Source organism: Singulisphaera acidiphila DSM 18658 (assembly GCF_000242455.2).
Classification (GTDB): domain Bacteria; phylum Planctomycetota; class Planctomycetia; order Isosphaerales; family Isosphaeraceae; genus Singulisphaera; species Singulisphaera acidiphila.
Map to the genome: position 1 here is coordinate 2,573,140 of NC_019892.1, position 20,801 is coordinate 2,593,940.

Sequence of the window (20,801 nt, forward strand, 5' to 3'; positions counted from 1 at the left end):
GTTTTTTGCTGCGAATAATTAAAAAATGTCAGGCCGTGTTTCGAGAATTCCCTCACGTTTTTGTGACAATTTGAATAGAGAAGCCACAATAGACTGATCACGAGGACGAATTCATGCATCAAGGCACGTGCCGCGTGCGAGTTGCGAACATGAGGCTGATGCTGGGGTAAGTGCCGCGGATCGGAGGGTGATCGCCCAGAACAGGAGCGCGAGTGTACTGTAGGAGGCTCCCAGCAGACAAACTCCGGTCCAGCCGCTCGAGGCAAAAGCGAGGGTCGACGTGAGTGAACCAAGGCCACTGCCGAGCGAATAGAAGACCATGTAGCCGGCGACGAGTCGGCTGCGCGCCTCAGGACGCACGGTGAAGATCAGGCTCTGGTTGGTGACGTGTACCGCCTGGATCGCAAGGTCCAGGAGGATGACGCCGACGATCAATGCGGCGAGGGACTGCTGTGTGAACCCGATCGGTATCCATGAGACTAGCAAGAGGCTCAAGCCGAGGCCGGTGGTCCAATGCGCCCAGCCACGATCGACGAGCCCGCCCGTTCGGCCTGCTGCGAGCGCTCCCGCCACCCCCGCGAGTCCGAACATCCCGATCGCGGTCTGCGACATGGAAAGCGGCGGTGCGCTGAGCACGAGCACCAGGGACGTCCAGAAGACGCTGAACGACGCAAAAATCAACAGCGCGATTCCGGCTCGGATTCGCAGGATCGGCTCCTCCACGAACAGCGCGAACACCGAACGCAGCAATTGCGGATAGGACGGTCGCGAACCTGCGGGCTGATGGTCCGGCAGGATTCGGAACAAGACCACGGCCATGAGGAACGTGACGACCGCGGAGGTAAGATAGACCGAGCGCCAGCCGGCGAGATCCGCCAGAAGGCCAGCCACGACACGGGCTAGCAGAATGCCGAGCACGACGCCGCTTGTGACGGTACCGACCACTTGCCCACGCTCAGTGGGAGCGGCCAAACTCGCCGCGAACGCCACAAGCGTCTGCACCACGACGGCGAGAAGTCCGACCGTCACCATGCTCACCAACAGCACACCGATCGTAGGAGCAAAGGCCACGATGATGAGCGCCAACGCGGACAACAGCAACTGACTGACGATGAGCCGACGGCGATCCAGGAGGTCCCCCAGCGGGACCAGCAAGAGTAGTCCCAACGCATACCCGGTTTGCGTGGCGGCCACGACGAGACCTACTGAGGCATGGCTGATCCGGAATTCATTCGCAACGGCATCGAGCAACGGGTGTGCGAAGTACACGTTGGCAACACTCAGACCGGCGGCGATCGCGAAAAGAATGACGACCGAGCGCGACAGCGCGGGAGGGGGAGCCGATTCGGCCACGATCAACTCCCTCCGCAATGGCTCAACTCTTGATTCGCTAATCCCGCCGGTGCTCGACTTCGACCTGTTCTCGACGGACATCGTCAGCCTCCTTCAGACAGACCATGTGGTTGCATAACGAAACCGATTGCATTATGCCGAACTTGGTTTTATCATGCAACTGGAGTTGCCGGATTGACGAGTTTCGAGGACAGCGGATGACCGATCGGCTGTTGTTGGGTCGTCGAGGGAGGTGGGTATTTGCGAGGGTGTTCGGCTGGTGGCTTGTTTGTCGAGGATGATCGGCACTGCCGGCGCCTGGAGGGAGACATGGTCAAGCGAACGAGTCTTGAAGGAGCGGAGTGTCCCGTTGCGAGGTCTTTGGACGCGATCGGGGATTGGTGGTCGCTTCTGATCATACGCGACGCATTCGATGGCATGCGCCGGTTCGGTGAATTTCAGAAGAGTTTGGGCGTGGCCAAGAACATCCTGGCGGCCCGGCTGCGGACCTTGGTGGCCCAGGGTATTCTGGAACTCGCGCCGGCATCCGATGGGAGCGCGTACCAGGAGTATCATCTGACGTCGAAAGGGCGTGGCCTTTTCTATGTCGTCGTCGGTTTGAGGCAGTGGGGTGAGGACACGTTCTACGAACGTGGTGAGGCGCACTCGGTCTTGCTCGATCGTGAGGGGGGGAGGCCGGTTCGCAGGCTGGAGCTTCGATCAGAGGATGGGCGACTCTTGGGGCCTGAAGATGCGGTCGTGAAGAAGGTTCCCGAATCGACTTGATCGGTGCGCCGCCGCCTGAAGATGAGCGAATGCAAACTCTTGAGTGCTTGGAGTTGCGAAGGGTAAGCGGTTACTGATCCGGAGCTTGAATGATTCCCAAGATCCGGCTCAGGCAGGGGGGGCGCAATTCCCTCCCTGCCTGCGAGAGTTCGCACTCGTTCTCAAGGCAATTGGGGAAGCCAACGCGGGTGATCTGCTCCGCGATCATCGATTCCTCGCGTGATTTGACGCGGGTTCTTGCCATCGGCATCCATCACCCAGATTGCGGGTGATTCGCCTGTGATCGTTCGGCAAAAAACGATTTGTTTGCCGTCGGACGATTCGCTGACGCGGAAGTCCCATGCCGGCGGATTGTTGTGTGTCAGCGCGGTGATACGACCGTCGCGCGGATCAAGCCGGCAGATTTCGGTACCGCCGCGTGCGAGTTCGGGTTTGTAGTCGCGGTTGAAATGGTCCACATCGGGGCGCTGCGGTTGGAATTCCCAGGCGACTTTTGAGCCGGGGAGACGGCGGGGAAAGAGGATGCTGCCGTCACGGGTCCAGACCGGGACATTGGATCCGCCTCCTCGCGTTTGCGGGTTGCCGTAGGTCGCCGCGAACCACATCGCTTGTCCGCTCGTGAGCACTCGGTGTTCGCTGCCATCGGCGCGACCGAGGCAGACGTCGGCCCAATCGTGCCCGGGGTCGTCGCCGTCGATGCAGTCGACGTAGAGGATCCAGCGGCCGTCCGGCGACCAACTGGTGCCGAAATAGAGGTGCCCGGGCTGCGCTGCGACCTTGACACGCTTCGAACCGTCGATGTCGCTGGTCCAGACCTGATATCCTTGCGGACTGGCCAGATGGAAGGCCACCCGCTGGCGGTCGGGGCTGAGGCTCAGTCCGTACGGGAGGCCCTCGCCCGCCTTGGTAAACTCGCGTGCATCGGTCCCGTCGAGACGGACGCTGTAGATCTGGCCGACCTGCTTTCGCACCACCTGCACCAAGATCCGGTCGTCTCCCAGCAACAAGGCCGGAGTGATGAAGGGGGCCAGCCGCTCTTTCGTGCAGACCTCTTCCAATGATCCGCTCTCAAGATCGTGCACCCACAGGTGAGTTGGCGTTTGCGTGTAGTATTCTTCAAACGACCGACCCGGGCCGTCGCGTCGCGGTTCCATGCTCAGAAAGAGAACGCGATGCCCGTCGGGGAACATTGGACCGGGTTGCCAGGTCGCTTGGCCGGGCTTTTCGAAGTTGAAGTATTGGAGACCCGATCCATCCGCATTCACCAGCGCCGTTTTCCCTTGTGAGGTGAAAAAGAAGCGTGCATGCGTTGCGAATTTTTGATCCTCGGCGCTAGCACGAGGGCCGCTGACGAATCCCAGGAAAATCGGCAAGAGGCACGCTACGGCGAGACTTCCCCGGCGGTCGGGGGCCGGCAATGTCAAAGCTTTGTGGCACGATGGTTCACACATGAGTTCGGTTCTCGAAACTTGGCGGGTGTGAGAAGCCGGTTTGGCTTTTGGAGGGTGGGTATGGCCCACCAGGTTTCGCTTCAGCAGCGACCGTTTCAGAGAGTTGTCGAGTAGGAGTGGACGTTGTTCTCGCGGTGAGTTAGTCGCCAAATCGGGATTCTCGCGGTGCCCGGTAGGCAATCTTGAGTTCGGGGGTCTCAAGACGTCGGTGCCCTTCGACTTTGGAGTCGAGCAAGCGGTCGAGCATGGCGCTGGTGATCTGGGTGCGCTCGACGGGGTAGGGGGCCTGTCCCGTCATGATCATGTCTTCAATCTGGGCCACGAGACAGGCCGAATAGGTGACGTTCGGCTTCGGTGAGAGGAAGAACTGGGTCGAGAGGATTTGCCCTCCTTGGAGCCGGGCGGCGAAGGTGTAATCTTCGAGCGCACCGTTGAGCATCAGCAGGGTGGTGCGAAGACCGTCGTTCCGCTCGATCAGGTAGGCGGACGGGGTCTTGACCAGGCCGGGCAGTTCTCCGTTGTTGGCCAGGTCCTGGGGGCGCGAGTCGAGTTGGGAATACCCTTGCAAGGAGTCGCTCCTCGAGAGTGCGGCTTCGAGGAGACGGCGGGACCATACTCCCTCCTCGCCAGCCTTCCAGACGGCGTCTCCCTCGAGCATTTGGACGGATTTGATGCCGGTTTCGCCCCCTTTGCGGCGTTCGACCATGCATTGCAACGCTTCGAGGGCGTGGTAGTCCATCGCGTCGGAGCCGCCGATGCCCACCATCAGGGCGTCCTCGATCACCGCATCATAGGGGACTTCGACGGGGGGCAGGCGCCAGGTGACAGGCAATGACGATCCTGCAAGGAAGGCGAATTTCAGCCGTTTCGAGTCCGCGACCATCCTGGCGGCCTTCTCAGCGCTGTATGACAGGTGCTTGTCGTTGTAGATCGGAACCGCTCGGCCGTCTTTCTCGAAAACTTCGATCGCTTGCTGGAAGAACTCGTAGCGGGGGTAGAGGTTCTGTCCTTTCTGGTTGCGGGGGTAATTGCCGTGCTCACCGATGATCACCACTCCATCCACGGACAGCTTGTCTCCGCCACAGCGTAACGTTTCGGCGATGCTGGGATAGACCGTAAAGCCGTGTTCGGCAGCGCGCTTGGCACTGAGGTCTCCCTCGGGCCGCTGATCGACGTAGAGGGAGACCACGTCAAGGGGGGGATTGTGCCACTGGCCGTGGCGAGGGTAACCCACAAGAAAGCGGTCGCCCATGTGCTGGCTATGCGAGTGGTAGGTCCAGACCGTGCTGATGATCGCGATTTTCTTGCGGGCCGGTGGTTCGGGTTCGCCCAAGGCGGAGTTGACCAGCAATGGAGCCGCGCCCGCTGTCGCCAGAAAGGTTCGTCGGGTGAGCATTCACGATCTCCAGAATGTGGATTCGGCGGTGGGTTGGTACGGGACTGCCAAGTGTGGGGTTTCCAGGCGTTTCTGCTTCTGGAAGAGCGACTCGACGCCGCTGGCGGTCATGCCGGTCGTGAGCAAGGTCCGCTCGATCGGATAAGGGGCCTTGCCGGTGAGGAAGAGAGTCTCGATGTGATGAACCAGCGGGCTGAAGAAGTTGCGCATCGAGTAGTAGGGGAGGTAAAACTGGACGGAGAAAACCTCGTTCCCCTTGAGTCGGGCGGCAACGTTGCAATCGCCAACCACTCCGCCCTCGGGTTTCCCACGACTTTGCTGGAACTGGATGATGCTGGCCTTAAGTCCGTCGGCGTACTCGAATCGATAGGCGTACGACTCGGGGGCAAGCCGGCGCAAGTCGGCGTTGGATGGAAATACGTTGCTGTATGTTGGCCGGGCCGGGTTGAGCTGATGGCTACGGCTCAGGCAGGCTTCCAGCAACTTCGGATCCCAACCGCCGGCATCCCAAGAGCCGGATTCAAGCGCCTTCCAGAAGGCTTCTCCGCGCAACGCCTGGACCGCCCTCACCCCGGTTTCACCGCCGCGTCGACGTTCCACGATGGCCTGCAAAGCCTCGATCACGTGGATGTCTCCGCCATCGATCCCGCCGCCCCAAATGCCGACCGCCTCTTCAACCTCTGCGCCTCGGGGTAAGTCGGCCGAGGGCTGGCGCCAGGTCACCGGAAGGGACGATCCGGCCATCAGACCAAAACCCATGGTCTTGGCGGTCTCGACCATTTCTTTAGCGTGGTCCCAACTCCAAGACAGGTGCTTGTCGTTGAACAAGGGGGCTGTCTTCCCACTCTTGCGGTAGACGTCCACAACTTGTTGGAAGTATTCGTAGCGAGGATAGAGTTGTTGTCCCTTCTCGTTGGCCGGGTACTTCCCGTGTTCTCCGATGAGCAAGACACCATCGACCGCCAGCGTGCTTCCGCCGCACGTCAGGGCGTCGGCGATGGTGGGATAGATCTTCATCTGCGGGTGCCGCATCGCCCGCTCTCGACTGAGGTCGTTCTTCCCGACTTGTTCGACATACAGCGAGACAACGTCCATCGCCGGCCGATGATGCTGCCCATCCCAGCCGTAGCCGTCCAAGAAACGATCGATGATGTGTTCTGAGTGAGAGTATTTATGGAAAATTGTCGTCAGTGCGGCGATTTTCGGCCGGCGCTGGGCGGACCAACCCGTGCGTCCCCAAACCAGGGTCGACGCCGCCCCCGCCAGGAATGACCGACGTGAATACCTCATTCAGAGAATCTCCTGATCGAAACCGGCTCGTTTCGTGGGCCGTCATCTGATCGAGCGCCATCTCAAAGTGGATCTCAGCAGTCGTTCTCCGTGCGGGGGCGTCGGGCGTTTTGAAATGCCACGGCAACCATCGGGAGCCGCTCCGGTGACAGCGACTCCGACCGCACAAACTCCAACAGTAACGGGAGGATGGAGGTTATCCAACATAGGTGCAAAAAATGTCTTACGGAATCGAAGACGGCCGATGCGGCAACGCTGCCGTCATTTGCCGGGTCGGTCGCCTTGCCAGCCGGCACCGGGTATTGTGGGGCGGTAAGGAGGGGCGTCCGCGCGAACCAGAATGTGAACAAACGATCCCGGGCGGCCTTCCGGCGGATCATTTGAGAGGAGTGGTCGGATGCGACTCGGCCTGATCGGCTCGACGGGACATTGGCAGACCTACGCGCCCGCGCTGCAACTCGTCCCGGGACTGAAGCTCGTGGCAGTCGCTGCCGCCGGGCCGGAGGAGACCACCGGTGCCTTCGACCATGCCCCAGGGCAGACGGTCGATACAAACCGGTATGACGATGCGCGGAAGATGCTGGATGTCGAGCGATTGGACGTGGTGCAGGTCTGCGGCCGTTGCGATCGGATCCCGGTTTGGATCAAGCTCTGCCTGGAACGTGGGCTGCCGGTCATGGCGGAGAAGCCGCTGGCGATGGATTTACCTACACTTAAGCAGTTGTACCAGGCTGCGCGGAAGTCGAGTACGGCCCTCGTTCCCATGCACACGATGCGGGGTGTGTCGGAGTTGGCGACGGTAAGGCAGGCGGTTCGTGACGGGGAGATTGGCAATCCCGTGATGAGCTTCAGCCAGAAGACATACAAGTGGGGAAAGGCCCGCCCGGACTTCTACCGCAGCCGTGAGACCTTTCCTGGGCTTGCACCGTGGGTCGGGATCCACGCGTTCGACTGGCTGTACTGGATCCTCGGTGATCAGTTCACCGAGGTGATCGGGCGCGAGGGGACGACGGTTCGCCCTGATTTCCCGGCCTGCGGTAGCCAGGCGGCTTTTGTCATGACGATGCGCAATGGCGGTGTGGCTTCGCTCACACTCGACTATCTCCGCCCGACCGCAGCGCCTTCGCACGCGGACGAACGCCTGCGGATCGCCGGGACTCATGGCGTCATCGAGACCGCACTGATCGAGCGGAAAGTCATACTCACCACCGCCGACAGCCCGCCTCGGCCTCTTGATCTGAGCCCGCAGACGGATATTTTTACCCAGTTTGCCCGTTCGCTACGTGGAGAAGCACCACCTCCACTCACATTGCCTGAGGCCTGCCGGATTACGGAGATTGCCATCAAGGCCCAAGAGGCGGTTGATACCGGACGTACCATCTCACTCGGTGACTCTCCCTACCATACGGCTTGAACATGGGCCGTGATTGGGGGCCTGTCTCACGGGTTTGCTCAGGTTACGTGGCTGGGGCTCCTTGTTTTATCTTCGCCAGAGTGAAATTGGTTTCGTGAAATTCTCGGATTTTTATGTGTTGATTGTGAGAAGTGGCGGATGCCCCGTCGGGTGATAACGAACTTGTTCCTTGGGAAGACTTCCAAGCATGCATCACTTTTCTGACTCTCGCTCAATCATTCGCATTTCAGATTATCGCGAATCCATCCGATTGAGGAGAGTAGCGGAATACGGCGACTTGTCGTCAACAGGATCGGAGAATCCCTTGACCTTGGCCGCTGTAACCTTATGCTTAAGAGAATGGGCCTTGCGCCTTCACGAGCGAGTCTGAAACGCGTGCGATCGATTTTGGCGACATTCCTGGCGATTCTCATCACCCTCTGCCCGCTTCTCTGCGGGGCGGCTGAGTTCGGTCAGGGTGCGCACCGTCACGATGTTTCGGGAAGTCCATCGCACGACTCGTCGGCGCCTGACCAATGTCCCGAGGAAGGGGACAATTGCATTTGCCAAGGAGCCGTTCAAGCGGATCACATCCGCTTCCTCGGGGCCCACGCCACTGGCCACTCGATCATCGTTGGCCTGCTCCTCCCCACCCCATTGCATTTGCTCTTCTCGCTGAGCCAAAAGGGGGCATCGACCGGACTGGGCCGGTGGGGGAATGCCCTCGCCGTGCGCTCGTTCCTGCAGAACTATCGCTGCTGAGTCGCCCCCCAGCGCACCTTCCTTTTTTAATGCGCTGAACCTCGACCGCCGGCCCGCCTCTTGGGCCACCGGACCCTCACGTCATCTGGTTATCACTTTCGCCAGTTCGTCAGCCCTATGCTGCGCGGCTTGCGAGGAGTGAGTGAATCTCGACATTGAGACGAGGATTGACTCATGAAGCGAACGATCCTGATTGCGCTTGCGCCGTTGGTTGCACTGAGTGTCATCGGAGTGGGGCTGGCGCTTGTGCGCCCGGCTTGGATGCCCCATTGGGCGCGTGTCGGAGCTTGGAATCGAGGAGGCGACGCGAACCCAGGTGAAGCGAACGACGCGGGCCTCTACTGCAAAGAGCACGGAGTTCCCGAGAAGTTCTGCACCCTCTGCCACGAGGAGTTGATCAAAACACTGCCGCTCTGCAAGCAGCACGGCAACATTCCCGAAGAGATTTGTACCAAGTGCCACCCCGACGTCGAGAAAGCCTATAAGATCGAGATGTGTCCGAAAGGGCACGGGCTGCCCGCGAGCTTCTGTGTTGAGTGTGGGAATACGTCGACAACTTCGGCCTCCCTCCCCGACGACGGCTGGTGTGCGACACACGGCAAGCCCGAGGTGCTGTGCCCCGACTGTGCCAAGAGTCCCAGAAAGATTGGGCCGCTCGCGCCGGGTGAACTCTCTGAGCCTTGCCGGCAGCCCTTGCCGGTTGTCAAGTTGGCCACGGCCAAGATGGTCCGCCAAGTTGGTATCCAGACGGCCCTGGTTGCGGAGGAGGTTCACTCGCACCGTCTGGGCTCGAACGCGGAAACGGCGTACGACGCAAACCACTACGCCGAGATCAGCCCGCGCGTCACCGGTTTCCTTTCCGAGATCCGCGTCGACCTCGGCCAGACCGTGCGGCGTGGCGAGGTGTTAGCCGTCGTTGACTCGGCCGAGGTCAGCGCCGCCAAGGGCCAACTCCTTTCGGCTCATTCGGCCGTCCGGCTGGCTCAGGCCACGGCTGAGCGGACCAAGTCGCTCAGCCAGTCGGGCGCGGTTCCGGCACGCGCTGAGCTTGAGGTCATGACGGCTCTCAACCAGGCCCAGACCAGCGCGATGGACGCTGAGCAGAAGCTTCGGAACCTCGGGTTCGACAACGACCAGCTCGCCGAAATCATCAAGAACAAGGACACGCGTAACCTGCTGGACGTCGTCTCCCCGATCGATGGGGTCGTTGTCCTCCGCCACGCCGTCAAGGGCGAGGCGGTGCAAGCGACCAGCCAGCTTTTCGCCGTGGCCGACACCTCACGGATGTGGCTCTGGATCGACGTCTACGAACGTGATATTTCCTTGATCGCGCCAGGGCAGCCGGTCTCGTTCACAATCTCGGGGGCTGATCCGAACGGACAAGGTCACGCCTTTCTGGGCGAAGTGACCTGGGTGGGAACCGAAGTCAGCGACAAAACCCGGACCTCCCGGATCCGGGCGGAGCTGGCAAACCCGAACGGCCGACTGCGGGCGAACCAATTTGGCGAAGCCGACATCCAGATCGGTGCCGAGCACAAGGCCATCGTCGTTCCCAAGGCGGCCGTCCAGCGCAAGGATGGCACCGACCTGGTCTTTCTCCCCCTCGAAGAGTCAGGGCAGTATCGCGCTCAGCGGGTCGTCACCAAACCGACCGATCATAACGACGTCGTCGAGGTGGCCTGGGGCTTGAAACCAGGTCAGCGGGTCGTCACCAAGGGAGCCTTTCTACTCAAGACCGAGATCATGCGCGGCGCAATCGGTGCGGGCTGCTGCGAATAAGTCCGCCGACCAGGAAGGAGCTCCCTGATGCTGAATGCGCTGATTGATTTCAGTCTGAAGAACCGGTTCGTCGTTCTCTTATTGGGGGGCGTGCTGATCGTCCTGGGAGTTCGAGCCGCGATCTACTTGCCGCTGGACGCCTTCCCCGACACCACACCGGTCCAGGTCCAGATCAACACGACGGCCCCCGAACTGGCTCCCGAAGAGATTGAACGCCAGATCACCTTCCCGGTTGAGATGGCCCTCGGAGGTCTGAAAGGACTCGAGGATGTGCGCTCGATCTCGAAGTTCGGCCTCTCACAGGTTGTTGCCATCTTCGAGGACGGGACGGACATTTACTTCGCCCGTCAACAGATCAACGAGCGGCTGGGCGAGGTCCAACTTCCCAACGATATCGAGCGGCCTACGATGGGGCCGGTGGCCACCGGACTTGGGGAAGTCTTCCACTACATCATCACTAGCGAGAACCCGGAGTATGACCTGGCTGAGCTCAGGTCCATCCAGGATTGGGTGGTTCGCCCCCGCTTGTTGCGCGTGCCGGGTGTTGCGGAGGTGAACCCCTGGGGAGGTCTCGCCAAACAGTACGAGGTGCGTGTCGACCCGACCAGGCTCGCCAAGTACGGCCTGTCGCTCGATGAGGTCATCCAGGCCCTCGAGGAGAACAACAAGAACGTCGGCGGCGGTTACATCTTGCGGGCCGGAGAGTCAACCTTGGTCCAGGGTGTTGGCCGGGCCCGGTCGCTCGAAGAGATCGGCAAGATCGTGATCACGGCCCGCGACGGTGTGCCGATCCGGATCGGCGATCTCGGCGAGGTCGCACTTGGCCATCGGATCAGACGCGGGGGGGCCACTGCGAACGGTCAAGGGGAGGTGATCCTCGGCCTTGCCTTCATGCGGATGGGAGAGAACTCGCGGCTCGTTACGATGGCGCTTCATAAAGCGCTGGAAGAGGTCAAGTCCGCCCTTCCCAAAGGGGTTGAGATTAGCCCTGTCTATGAACGGACCCACCTCGTCGACCAGGTGCTCAAGACGGTCGAGCGCAACTTGTTCGAGGGGGCGGTTCTGGTCATCGCCGTTCTGTTCGCCTTTCTGGGAAACTTCCGCGCCGGGCTGATTGTGGCCTCGGCGATTCCGTTCTCGATGCTCTTCGCCGTGACGATGATGGAGCGTGTCGGCATTGCCGGAAGCTTGATGAGCTTGGGCGCAATCGATTTTGGACTCGTCGTCGATAGCTCGGTGGTCATGGTCGAAAACTGCGTCCGACACCTGGCGCATGACCGTTCGAACCGCTCGAAGCTTGACGTCATTCGCGAGGCGGCAGTTGAGGTCAGGAAGCCGACGATGTTCGGTGAACTGATCATCATGATCGTCTATTTGCCGATCCTCACCTTGCAGGGGATTGAAGGGAAGCTGTTCCGGCCGATGGCCCTGACGGTCGTTTTTGCGCTGGCCGGCTCGATGGTCTTGTCGCTGACCCTCATGCCTGCCCTGGCCTCGCTGGGGCTGCCTCGGGCTATGAGGGATCGAGAGACCTGGGTCGACAAGATCGCTCATCGTCTCTTTCAGCCGATGCTTCGGCTCGGCCTCCGATTCCCCTGGACGACACTCGGCCTCGTCGGATCGATCACGATCGGCACGACGATCCTTGGCCTCAGCCTTGGTTCGGAATTTGTGCCTCGGCTCAACGAAGGGACGATCGTCATCAACACAATCCGGCTGGCCAGCGTGAGCCTGGAGGAGTCACTCGAATACGGCACCAGGATCGAGGCACTTCTGAAGGAATCTTTCCCCGATGAGATCGAGCAGATCTGGAGCCGAACCGGAACTGCCGAGGTTGCGACCGACCCGATGGGTTTCGAGGTCTCGGACGTTTACGTCACGCTCAAGTCACGCGATCGCTGGAAGAAGGCAACATCGCAGGACCAACTCGTCGAGGAGATGGCCAAGGTCACGGAGACCTTGCCGGGCATGAGAGCCGTCTATAGCCAACCGATCGAGCTGCGCCTCAATGAAATGGTCGCCGGGATCCGGGCCGACCTTGGGATCAAGCTGTTCGGCGAAGACCTCGAGTTGCTCAAGGACAAAGGGGCCGAGATCGAACGTGTCGTCAAGCAGATCCGGGGCGCTGCGGACGTGAGCACCGAACAGGTCACGGGACTGCCCGTTCTCCGCGTCGAGGTCAACCGCGATGCGCTCGCTCGGCACGGGATCCCCGCGCGGCAGGTGCTTGATACCATCAAAGCTGCGGGAGGAATTCCGGTGGGCGCGATTCTCGAGCACGACCGGCGATTCCCCTTGGTCGTCCGCCTGCCGATGACTTATCGTGACGATCCGCGCTCACTTGAAAAGATCATGATTGAAACCGCCGCGGGGCAACGGCTTCCGCTGACTCGGCTAGCCAGCGTGGTGGAGACGACTGGCCCGTCGACCATCCAGCGCGAGTGGGGGCAGCGGAGGATCGTCGTTCAGTCGAACGTGCGCGGACGCGATATCGGATCGTTCGTTGAAGAAGCCCAGCGACGCATCGAACGGGAAGTCAGTCTGCCGACCGGTTATTATCTCGAATGGGGAGGCCAGTTCGAGAACATGCGCCGCGCTGAGCAGCGGCTGATGATCGTCGTTCCGCTGGCCCTGGCGCTTGTCCTCAGCCTGCTGTATCTGACCTTCCATTCGGTTCGCGACGCCCTGATGATCTTCAGTGGCGTCTTATTTGCGCGGGTCGGAGGCGTGCTGGGTCTCTGGTTGCGCGGGATGCCGTTCACGATCTCGGCAGGCGTCGGCTTCGTGGCGCTTGCGGGGGCCTCGATGCTGGAAGGTTTGGTTCTGGTCAGCTACATCCGCGACCGCATGGCGCACGGCGTTTCCAAGCGCGAGGCCATCGAACAGGCCCGACTTGCCCGGCTCCGGCCGGTGCTGATGACCGGCGCGGTCGCCGCCCTTGGCTTTGCCCCGATGATGCTCTCGACAGGGGTCGGCGCTGAGGTGCAGCGTCCGCTCGCCACGGTCGTTTTCTTTGGGATGGTCTGTGATACGTTTCTGACCATGCTGGCGCTACCGGTCCTCTATCTCCTCTTCGGAAAAGGGCCGGTCCCTCAAGCCGAGATCCCGGAAAATCAGGGGCTCGTCGATGAAGCCGAACTGATGGGACAAGAGCGATCCGCCCCCTTCGTCGAGGTTTGAGAAGAGCGCCTCTTGATGTCGACAAGAGGCGCTCTCAATCTCATGACCGTACGTCCTGGCTTACCACGATCCTGGAAATCCAAGCCTGGCGGGGAGAGAACAATCGAGAAGGACTCTCCCTGTTACTGAGGTCGGTCAACCGGAGGACGAGGCCGGTCGTTCCCGGGGCGACCGCGTCCTCCAGGAGGGCCGCCGGGACCACCCGGTCCTCCAAACCCGCCGGGGCCGCGTTCGCGCATCTCTTTGAGCTGTGCCTTCTGTTCGTCGTTGAGGATTTTCTCGAGCGAGGCATCGACCTCTTTCTGAAGGTCCGCCACCTGTTTTTTCTGGTCGGCGGTGAGTTCCAGTCGGTCCTGGAGCATCATGGGGAAGACTTCGCCCGGGCGAAAACCTCCCCTCATGAATCCGCCCGGTCCACCACCGGGAGGTCCGCCTGCTCTGGCTGCCGGTTCCTTGCTCGCCAGGGTGGCGAGTTCTTCCTTGGTGACGGAACCGTCCTTGTTTTCATCCGCGCGGTCGAAGAGTCGGTGCAGCCGCTCATCGGTGACTTCGGCCTTCGTCAGCGTTCCGTCCTTGTCCTTGTCGAACGCCATCATCCGGGCCACAAGATCGTCGGCGTTGGCCGGTCTTGGGTCCCCCTCTCGACCGCGGCCTGGCCCTTGCGCTGTCGCGATCGACACCGAGGCTACTACCGCAGCAAATCCCAATGCTGATGTGATCCAGGCTCGCGCTCGCATTGGTGCTCTCTTTCGCTTGCGAATGGTGAGTCGAAGTCCCCAAACGTCGCGTGGTCAACGCGAAGTGGTCGATCCCGGCTTGAACGTGCTCTCGTCCGGAGTCCGGCCGAGAATCATCTCAAAATGGGCGGTCAATTCACCAATTTTGGAATTTTTGATTGGCTTGAACTCGGCCATCAACAGTTCCCGGTCAAAGACGCCAATCCCTTCGAGCACGACACCATCGACGTCATTCCCAGGATGGCCGGCGATGTTCAGTTGGGTGGTGAGAATCTCCCGCCCCCCCTTCTTGACCTTGATATGAATGTGGGGGGCAGGTCGGCCAGGGTAGGGAACCGGCTTGATGGTCCGGAAGTAGTATTCTCCGGTCGACCCGGTGGTGAACCGGCCGAACCCTTGGAAATTCTTGTCCTGCTGGTCTCTCTTGCCGTCGCTATCGCCCGTGTGAAGATAGACCTGGTTGGCGTCGCACTGCCAGATCTCGATCGTCGCGTTGCGGATTGGAGTCCCTGTCTCACTGAGGAGACGGCCGGTCAGGTGGGTGATCTCCCCCACGGCCGGTGTAATCCCATCATTGATGATGATCAGGTCGTTGTCGGTGTCGAGCGGAAGCCGATCCGGATAGAACGGGCCTTCCGTCCGGGACGGAGTGAGTGCGAGTTGCTCGGCAAAAAGCCCGCGCGTTGTGAAAAACGTAGCGCCCGCCGCGAACGCGCCAAGAAACGCGCGTCGGCTCGAAGCATCGTGGTCACGCCTCATGAAAGATCCTTTCAACTCTCCATGTCCAATCGCCGGTGCTCAATGGCTGGCTCGGCAGGTCAGGCTTCACCGAAAAATGAAGGACGGTGGGGGGCCACGGGTTCCGTACGTACTCGGAACCCGTGCGTCCCAGAGGCCAGGCGTTCCCGCATGGGACCCGGAAGCTCAGCAAAGACTCCAGTTGGATTCGCCTTCGGGGACAGGCTCTCAGTGTTCCGGTGCAACTGACGCCAATTAAGAATCCGTATTCGGCCGTCCTCGCCCGTTCCCGGCTGGCCCTCCTCCGGGGCCACCAGGACCGCCAGGCCCCCCGGGACCTCCCGGGCCGCGACTGATTTTTGAGAAGTCGAACGGCTTGCCGAGCAGTTTCTCGTATGCCGTTTTTTGCTCGGTCGTAAGGACCTCGTTGATCTTCTCGGTGGCCGTGGTGCGAATCTTTTCCTGAGTCTCGCGCATCTTGGTCATCATTGCTTGAAACTCAGGGCTGTTGAAGTCAGGGCGCCCGCCTCCAGGTCCGCCCGCGCCACGGGTTCGTCCGCCGCCGGGGCCTCCTCCGCGCGGGGCCGGGGTTCCATTTTCGGTGGCCGTCGCCCTGTTGTCGCCGGTGACTCCTTCATCGCCGGAAGCGGCTCCGTTGCCCGTGGTATCACCACCACCTCGACCACCACGTCGGCCCCCTTTCGTTGCGGGACCGTCCGGACCGCCGCCGGGCGGGCGGGGCATGGAACTGGCCATGGCCGAGCGCATCTCATCAACGATGGTTTTGACTTCCTTGTTTTGCGCTGTGGTCAGCTTGACCTTGGACGCAATCTCCTTGCGGGCGAGAGCCGACGGTCCTTCGCGCTGGAGTTCGAGTTGGGCGAGTCTGTCCTTCTGTCGCTTATTGAGGGACTTGGTGATCGTCGATTCCGCCTCACGTTGCATGTCTCTCATCGCCGACATTCCTGCCCGCGGATCGCCCCCCTGATCACCCGCTTCCGCGAAGAGTTCACGTCGTTTGCGGTCCATCGCCGCCGCCACTTTCTTAATCTGGGCCTCTTGCTTATCCGTGAGCCCTAGATCCTTCTGGACTTCCGGTGACATGACCAGAGACGGTCCACCGGGGCCTCCAGGACCGCCGAAGCCACCGGGACCACCAGGTCCACCGAAGCCACCAGGGCCACCAGGACCTTGGGCGCTGGCTACGGCTGTCGCCAATGCGAGAGTCAGGCCAACAGCCATGACTTTGCTTCCACACCGAGATAAGAATTCCATTGTGCGGATCCCCTTAAATATCAATGGATAGGAAAGGACGAGAACGACTTTGCTGATATCGACGAGCTGCGAGTGTGCCCTCGTCATTCCAAGTGGCGGGTCAAAAGGCTTGGTGGACCGTGCCCTCGAAGCGACATCCGCACACGCAGGCTCTCAAGGCAACCTTCCTTCGCCCGTGTGGGACGATGGGTCAAAATTTCTGGCTGAAGGCCGGGAACCTCGGCCTGGGCGAAGTGGAAAACCGCGAGGACGAGTCCGGGCGGCCGCCGCCCAGCGACGGATCTCCTCGGCCCGCGCGGTATCGCCTAGCATCGTGAATGACTCGGCCAAGGTTTCAAACGACTCGGGAGGGGGTGAGAACATCGAGTCCTCCCCCGAGAGAGTGCGGAGATCAGATACTGCCGCATTGAGCAGCCGCCGAGTCTCCTCATTCTGACCGCGCTGATACTGAAGCAGTGCCAGTGCTTCCTCACTGAACGCACGGTCAAGGAGGGCACGCCTGGAATTATGGGAGCGCTGGATCAGCGAGCCGCCCAGCGCAATCGCTTGTTCATAGCACGCGGAAGCCGCGGCTAATTGCTTTCGCCGTTGCAGAACGGCTCCAAGCTTAGCATAGACATGAACTCTCTCCTGGATGTATCCCAGATTCTCGGGCGACTCATCTCCCAGCTTATCGATCAGGACTTGCGCCCTGCGCAATCGTTGCTCGAGCTGTTCAAGGGAGGCGGGAGGCGAGGACCAAGGATCGGCCATGATATAGGTTTCAACCAACCTCGAGCGATACTCGGTGACATCGGGAAATTGAACGATCAGTTCCTCGAACATGGTGATAGCTCGTTGGTAGGCCGATTCCGCCTCCTGATCGCGGCCGAGCCTGGAGTAGAGAGCGCCGACCTTGCGATAGGCCCACGCTGCTTCGCCCTGAAGCCTTGGATTCGTCGCGTTTCGTTGGGCGAATCGATCGTAGAACATAAGCATGCTCTCAAGCAATGCGGTGTCCTCTTCGGACCTCCCCGGCGGCGGACCATGCTTTGCGTCCATCGGAAAAGCCATACGATCGAAAGGGCCACCCGGACCGCGCGGTGGCGGGGGAGGGCGGTCCAAATTTTCTTCGGGTGGTGGCGGTGGTGGGTCCATGTTCGGTTTGTGTTGCACGTGAGGGAGACCCGGCGGGGGGGGGAGTAAATGATTGTCGTTGGCCGCGAGCTTCTCAAATAGTTCTTCGAAGACTTCGAGCGACAGCGACACATTCTCCTCCGCGCGGCGCGTGGCTTCTCGTGCTTGACGTGTCGCGATTTCGGCCTCGGTCCGACGATTCTGCTCTCCCTTGAGCGCCTGGGTGGTGATGACATATCCCGTCCAACCCACCACGGCCGCAAGGAGGACCGACCCCGCAGTCGTGACCGCGAGTGCCGCGGTCGTGCGATTGCGCCGGCTCCAGCGCCGGGTTCGCTCGGTCAAGGTTGCACGGCGGGCGAGGATCGGACGGTCTTCGAGGAACCGCCGCAGGTCTTCCGCCAGCGCGACGGCCGAGAGATAGCGATGCCCCGGATCCTTCTCGATCGCCTTGTGCACGATCGTCTCCAGGTCCCTCGGGATCGTCGGATCCCGTTTGCGGAGTCGAGGCGGCTCCTCGAGGTGGACCTGACGAATCAACTGATTCCGATCGGCCCCCTCGAAGGCAGGGACGCGAGCCAGGAGCTCGTACAGGGTCAGGCCCAGAGCATAGACGTCGGAGAGGGCGTCGCAACGACCGTGGAACCGCTCAGGTGCCATGTAGCGGATTGTCCCGACGATGTCGCCGGTGTGGGTCAGATCCTCATCCGCCGTGGCCTTGGCCAGTCCAAAATCCGTGACCCAGGGCGTGCCGTGGTTATCAAGCAGGATGTTCGAGGGCTTGATGTCCCGGTGGAGAATCCCCTGCTCGTGGGCGTACCCCAGCGCCTCGGCCACATGGGCACCGATGCGGGCGATGCTCCGGGCATAGCTCGGCCCGGTCTCACTCGCGACCGAAAGCGCGGGCGGCCCCGCAACAACGGACGGATCGCTGGAATCCGTGATCGTCGACGGCCATGGCGTTTCCTGGGGAGGAACAGGCTCCGCGAGCGGACCAGGACGCCCATTCAGGAGCGAGAACGCGACGCTTGCTGACGGTCCACCCAGAGGCTCCCGCGGTGATACGGATACCGGCTGCCCCGTCTTTGAGGCTTGGAGCCGTCTCACATCATCCAGCACTTCATCGAGTCCGGCGCCCAGGATGAACTGCATCACGTAGTAGTGGACTCCGTCCACCTCGCCGACCCCGAAAACAGGGACGATATTCGTATGATGCAGCCGCGCGGCGGCTTTGGCCTCGCGTTGAAACCGTGCCAATCGCTTCGGGTCGAGGAGGGACGGCGACCCCAGTACCTTCAGGGCCACCCTCCGGCTCAACGACTCCTGCTCAGCCTCGTACACGACCCCCATTCCGCCGCGTCCGACCTCGCGGATGATCCGGAAATCGCCAAGCCGCTCCATGCTCAGTCCGCGCGTCGGGCGCAGACCACCGATAAACGAATTCGTCAGGTCCTCGGCTCTCGGCTTGAGGTCTTCAACCACCATCAGGGCCGGGAAGAACGCGCGGATCTGGTCGGCCAGCTCCGGATACTGTTCCGCATACTCGGTGACGGTCGGACGCTCACCGCGGGAGCGGCGGTCGAGAAATTCCTCGGCGAGCCCTCCGAGCTGGTTCAGGTCTGAAGACGGATCATTCATCGAAAAGGCGTCCGTAAAAGCAGACTCCCTGCGAGTGACCGACCCCATCGGATTCTCGGCCCATCGCTTCAGGAGACCTGAGCCCGCCGTGGCGGTCAAGCTCCTAAAAGGCTCGCGCCGACTCGTGCGAAGAGGCCGACGATGGTTCGGAACGAGCCCAGCGTGAAGTCGCGGACCATCGTGGCTTCGGGACCGGTCGGGCTGGGGAGGGAGGCCAGTTGATTCTTCAGACTACCAGGATCGTTGCCCAGGATCTCCACGCGAATCCGATCGGTCTGCTCCTGGGTCGCTCCGCGCAACGCACCGTTCTCGGAGACTTCGTCGATCAACGCTTGCAGAGACATCGTGATTTTTGCGTCGAAATCCGAGCGGCTGGCCGCCGGATCAAACTTGCCGTGTGGGTCAGGCGCCAGCAGAACATCCTTCACTTCTCGAAAGTAATCGCCCATGAAGGTGGAGAAGGCATTGCGGACCTCGGTGAGTCCTTGGGACGACAGGTCGATCGTCGCGTCGTCATTGCCCACGTTGGCAGCGGCTGTGGTCGCAGGCACGATCGCTTGAGCCACCAGGGGCGAGATGGGGCCATAGACCACCGTCTGCGTCACCTGAGCCGTGGTCTGAACGATCGTGTGGAAGGTCTCGCCCGTGAGTGCACCTGTCGTCGCGTCCTGGACGATCGTCGCGGTTGATAATCCGAGCAACTGGCTCTCGAGGCTATCCGGCCCGTCGCCGATGATTGCGTTGACGACTTGAGCGACCTCAGGAGAGTTGAGGGGGACTGTGCCAAGCGACTGAACCAGTTGGTTGGTCAGCGACGTCAGCGCTTGCTTGATTACGGCATCGAAGGCCTCCCGATTGGCCTCGGGATTGATCGAACCATTCGGCCCGGGACTGAGGAGCACGGAGCCAATCGCGTGCGAGTACTGGGCGAGAAAGGCGTCAATGGCCTCGCGCGCTTGATCGCCGGTTTGCAACTGTGGTGGGAGCGGGACGGTCTGGCCGAAGAGGGCGGGGGGAAGCGCCACGCTCGCGGTGCTCGGAACGACCCGGCACTCCAAGTAATCCGACACGAAGGGACGGAACCAGCGATGAATTCTCATGAGATGTCGTACCCCTTCTCAGCTATTCGCCGGGCCGGTCCAGAAAGCCGGGCAGGCTTTCGAGGATGGCCTGAAGTCGAACCATGGCACGAACGTAGCGATTGCTTGCCGCGGCCTTCGAGAGGCCGAGGATCTCGGCCACCTCGCCATTGCTCAGTTCTTCGAAGTGGCGAAGCGCGATCATCTCCCGGTCGATCTCATCCATTCCATTGATGGCGGCTTGCAGTTGGAGTTGGCGCTCGGCCCGAACGGCCGCCTGACTGGCCGAGGTGAACCGGCCGAGAAGTTGAGCGGCAAGCGAGACGGAACTGGCCTGGGGCAGTGCTCCTTTATAGAGAGAAACCTCGCGGCCGGCGTCACGCATGGCCGCGCCGAGGTGATGGCGATGGACCCGCATGAGGCGCTGGCCGGCCAGCAAGCGCAGCCAGAGAAAGAACGGCAACTCCGGCCGCGCGAAATAGGTGGGAAGCTGCTCGGTCAGGTCGATGTAGGCATCCTGGAGGACGTCCGAAGGGTCGACTCGCCCCTGAAGCCGACGATCCAGGCGCAGTCGGATCATCTGCCTTAACCGCTTACGGTAGCGGTTGAAGAGCTCGGTCACCGCTCCGTCGTCGCCCTCTCCGGCCCGACGCAAGAGCGTTTCGATATCCGTCGGTCCCGCCATCGTTGAATTCCCCATACCCAAGAGACTTGCGCGGTCCAGGGGATCGTACACAGCCTTTGCGTCTTATTACTCGCGTTTTTCTGAAACCGAAAAGGCGCAGGCAGAGCCCGTCCGTCGGGGTTCACGGGGACTTACGAGCCAGGTAGATCACCGGGATGGGGAGG

General features: G+C 61.3%; 15 protein-coding genes. 5 read left to right on the forward strand and 10 right to left on the reverse strand.

Translation table 11 applies throughout. From position 1 onward, the window contains the following. Window positions 1–111 precede the first annotated feature (111 nt). Window positions 112–1,434, reverse strand: a complete 1,323-nt coding sequence (locus tag SINAC_RS10255; protein ID WP_015245589.1) for an MFS transporter — start codon at window positions 1,432–1,434, stop codon at window positions 112–114. A 228-nt stretch (window positions 1,435–1,662) separates the two neighbouring features. Between SINAC_RS10255 and SINAC_RS10260 the strand changes: the two genes are divergently transcribed. Next, entirely contained in the window at window positions 1,663–2,118 is a 456-nt protein-coding gene (locus SINAC_RS10260; protein WP_015245590.1) for a winged helix-turn-helix transcriptional regulator, read from the forward strand. A 161-nt stretch (window positions 2,119–2,279) separates the two neighbouring features. Here the strand turns inward: SINAC_RS10260 and SINAC_RS10265 are convergent, their stop codons facing one another. The 3 genes from SINAC_RS10265 to SINAC_RS10275 all read right to left on the reverse strand — a co-directional run bounded on the left by SINAC_RS10265 (window position 2,280) and on the right by SINAC_RS10275 (window position 6,255). Beyond that, a complete protein-coding gene (locus SINAC_RS10265) occupies window positions 2,280–3,383 on the reverse strand; it encodes a TolB family protein (protein ID WP_202802819.1) in 1,104 nt (367 codons plus the stop codon). A gap of 325 nt (window positions 3,384–3,708) precedes the next feature. After that, window positions 3,709–4,965, reverse strand: coding sequence for a hypothetical protein (locus SINAC_RS10270; RefSeq protein WP_015245593.1), 1,257 nt, complete (start codon window positions 4,963–4,965; stop codon window positions 3,709–3,711). Further along, window positions 4,966–6,255: a hypothetical protein gene (locus SINAC_RS10275; RefSeq protein WP_015245594.1), complete on the reverse strand. Its 1,290-nt coding sequence runs from the start codon at window positions 6,253–6,255 to the stop codon at window positions 4,966–4,968. Between the two features lie 397 nt (window positions 6,256–6,652). Between SINAC_RS10275 and SINAC_RS10285 the strand changes: the two genes are divergently transcribed. The 4 genes from SINAC_RS10285 to SINAC_RS10300 all read left to right on the forward strand — a co-directional run bounded on the left by SINAC_RS10285 (window position 6,653) and on the right by SINAC_RS10300 (window position 13,369). Then, window positions 6,653–7,669, forward strand: a complete 1,017-nt coding sequence (locus tag SINAC_RS10285; protein WP_015245595.1) for a Gfo/Idh/MocA family protein — start codon at window positions 6,653–6,655, stop codon at window positions 7,667–7,669. A gap of 375 nt (window positions 7,670–8,044) precedes the next feature. Continuing rightward, window positions 8,045–8,410: a hypothetical protein gene (locus SINAC_RS10290; RefSeq protein ID WP_015245596.1), complete on the forward strand. Its 366-nt coding sequence runs from the start codon at window positions 8,045–8,047 to the stop codon at window positions 8,408–8,410. A gap of 174 nt (window positions 8,411–8,584) precedes the next feature. After that, window positions 8,585–10,189, forward strand: coding sequence for an efflux RND transporter periplasmic adaptor subunit (locus SINAC_RS10295; RefSeq protein WP_015245597.1), 1,605 nt, complete (start codon window positions 8,585–8,587; stop codon window positions 10,187–10,189). Between the two features lie 27 nt (window positions 10,190–10,216). Beyond that, window positions 10,217–13,369, forward strand: coding sequence for an efflux RND transporter permease subunit (locus SINAC_RS10300; RefSeq protein WP_015245598.1), 3,153 nt, complete (start codon window positions 10,217–10,219; stop codon window positions 13,367–13,369). A gap of 122 nt (window positions 13,370–13,491) precedes the next feature. Here SINAC_RS10300 and SINAC_RS10305 read toward each other — a convergent pair whose 3' ends face one another. The 6 genes from SINAC_RS10305 to SINAC_RS10330 all read right to left on the reverse strand — a co-directional run bounded on the left by SINAC_RS10305 (window position 13,492) and on the right by SINAC_RS10330 (window position 20,637). After that, window positions 13,492–14,106: an EF-hand domain-containing protein gene (locus SINAC_RS10305; protein WP_015245599.1), complete on the reverse strand. Its 615-nt coding sequence runs from the start codon at window positions 14,104–14,106 to the stop codon at window positions 13,492–13,494. Between the two features lie 54 nt (window positions 14,107–14,160). Next, window positions 14,161–14,865: a dioxygenase family protein gene (locus tag SINAC_RS10310; protein WP_015245600.1), complete on the reverse strand. Its 705-nt coding sequence runs from the start codon at window positions 14,863–14,865 to the stop codon at window positions 14,161–14,163. Between the two features lie 234 nt (window positions 14,866–15,099). Further along, complete coding sequence (locus tag SINAC_RS37945; RefSeq protein WP_154673599.1) at window positions 15,100–16,086, reverse strand: hypothetical protein; 987 nt, start codon at window positions 16,084–16,086, stop codon at window positions 15,100–15,102. A gap of 186 nt (window positions 16,087–16,272) precedes the next feature. Then, window positions 16,273–18,873: a serine/threonine-protein kinase gene (locus SINAC_RS10320; RefSeq protein ID WP_015245602.1), complete on the reverse strand. Its 2,601-nt coding sequence runs from the start codon at window positions 18,871–18,873 to the stop codon at window positions 16,273–16,275. Window positions 18,874–18,968: 95 nt separating this feature from the next. Beyond that, entirely contained in the window at window positions 18,969–19,973 is a 1,005-nt protein-coding gene (locus SINAC_RS10325) for a hypothetical protein (RefSeq protein WP_015245603.1), read from the reverse strand. A 22-nt stretch (window positions 19,974–19,995) separates the two neighbouring features. Then, window positions 19,996–20,637 (reverse strand): sigma-70 family RNA polymerase sigma factor, encoded by a 642-nt coding sequence (locus SINAC_RS10330; RefSeq protein WP_015245604.1) that lies wholly within the window; start codon window positions 20,635–20,637, stop codon window positions 19,996–19,998. Window positions 20,638–20,801: the final 164 nt, after the last annotated feature.

Bases quoted from the DNA above. Each gene is read 5' to 3' on its own strand.
- SINAC_RS10255 (WP_015245589.1), bottom strand. From the start codon at position 1,434: ATGTCCGTCGAGAACAGGTCGAAGTCGAGCACCGGCGGGATTAGCGAA.
- SINAC_RS10260 (WP_015245590.1), top strand. From the start codon at position 1,663: ATGGTCAAGCGAACGAGTCTTGAAGGAGCGGAGTGTCCCGTTGCGAGG.
- SINAC_RS10270 (WP_015245593.1), bottom strand. From the start codon at position 4,965: ATGCTCACCCGACGAACCTTTCTGGCGACAGCGGGCGCGGCTCCATTG.
- SINAC_RS10275 (WP_015245594.1), bottom strand. From the start codon at position 6,255: ATGAGGTATTCACGTCGGTCATTCCTGGCGGGGGCGGCGTCGACCCTG.
- SINAC_RS10285 (WP_015245595.1), top strand. From the start codon at position 6,653: ATGCGACTCGGCCTGATCGGCTCGACGGGACATTGGCAGACCTACGCG.
- SINAC_RS10295 (WP_015245597.1), top strand. From the start codon at position 8,585: ATGAAGCGAACGATCCTGATTGCGCTTGCGCCGTTGGTTGCACTGAGT.
- SINAC_RS10300 (WP_015245598.1), top strand. From the start codon at position 10,217: ATGCTGAATGCGCTGATTGATTTCAGTCTGAAGAACCGGTTCGTCGTT.
- SINAC_RS10305 (WP_015245599.1), bottom strand. From the start codon at position 14,106: ATGCGAGCGCGAGCCTGGATCACATCAGCATTGGGATTTGCTGCGGTA.
- SINAC_RS10310 (WP_015245600.1), bottom strand. From the start codon at position 14,865: ATGAGGCGTGACCACGATGCTTCGAGCCGACGCGCGTTTCTTGGCGCG.
- SINAC_RS37945 (WP_154673599.1), bottom strand. From the start codon at position 16,086: ATGGCTGTTGGCCTGACTCTCGCATTGGCGACAGCCGTAGCCAGCGCC.
- SINAC_RS10320 (WP_015245602.1), bottom strand. From the start codon at position 18,873: ATGAATGATCCGTCTTCAGACCTGAACCAGCTCGGAGGGCTCGCCGAG.
- SINAC_RS10325 (WP_015245603.1), bottom strand. From the start codon at position 19,973: ATGAGAATTCATCGCTGGTTCCGTCCCTTCGTGTCGGATTACTTGGAG.
- SINAC_RS10330 (WP_015245604.1), bottom strand. From the start codon at position 20,637: ATGGCGGGACCGACGGATATCGAAACGCTCTTGCGTCGGGCCGGAGAG.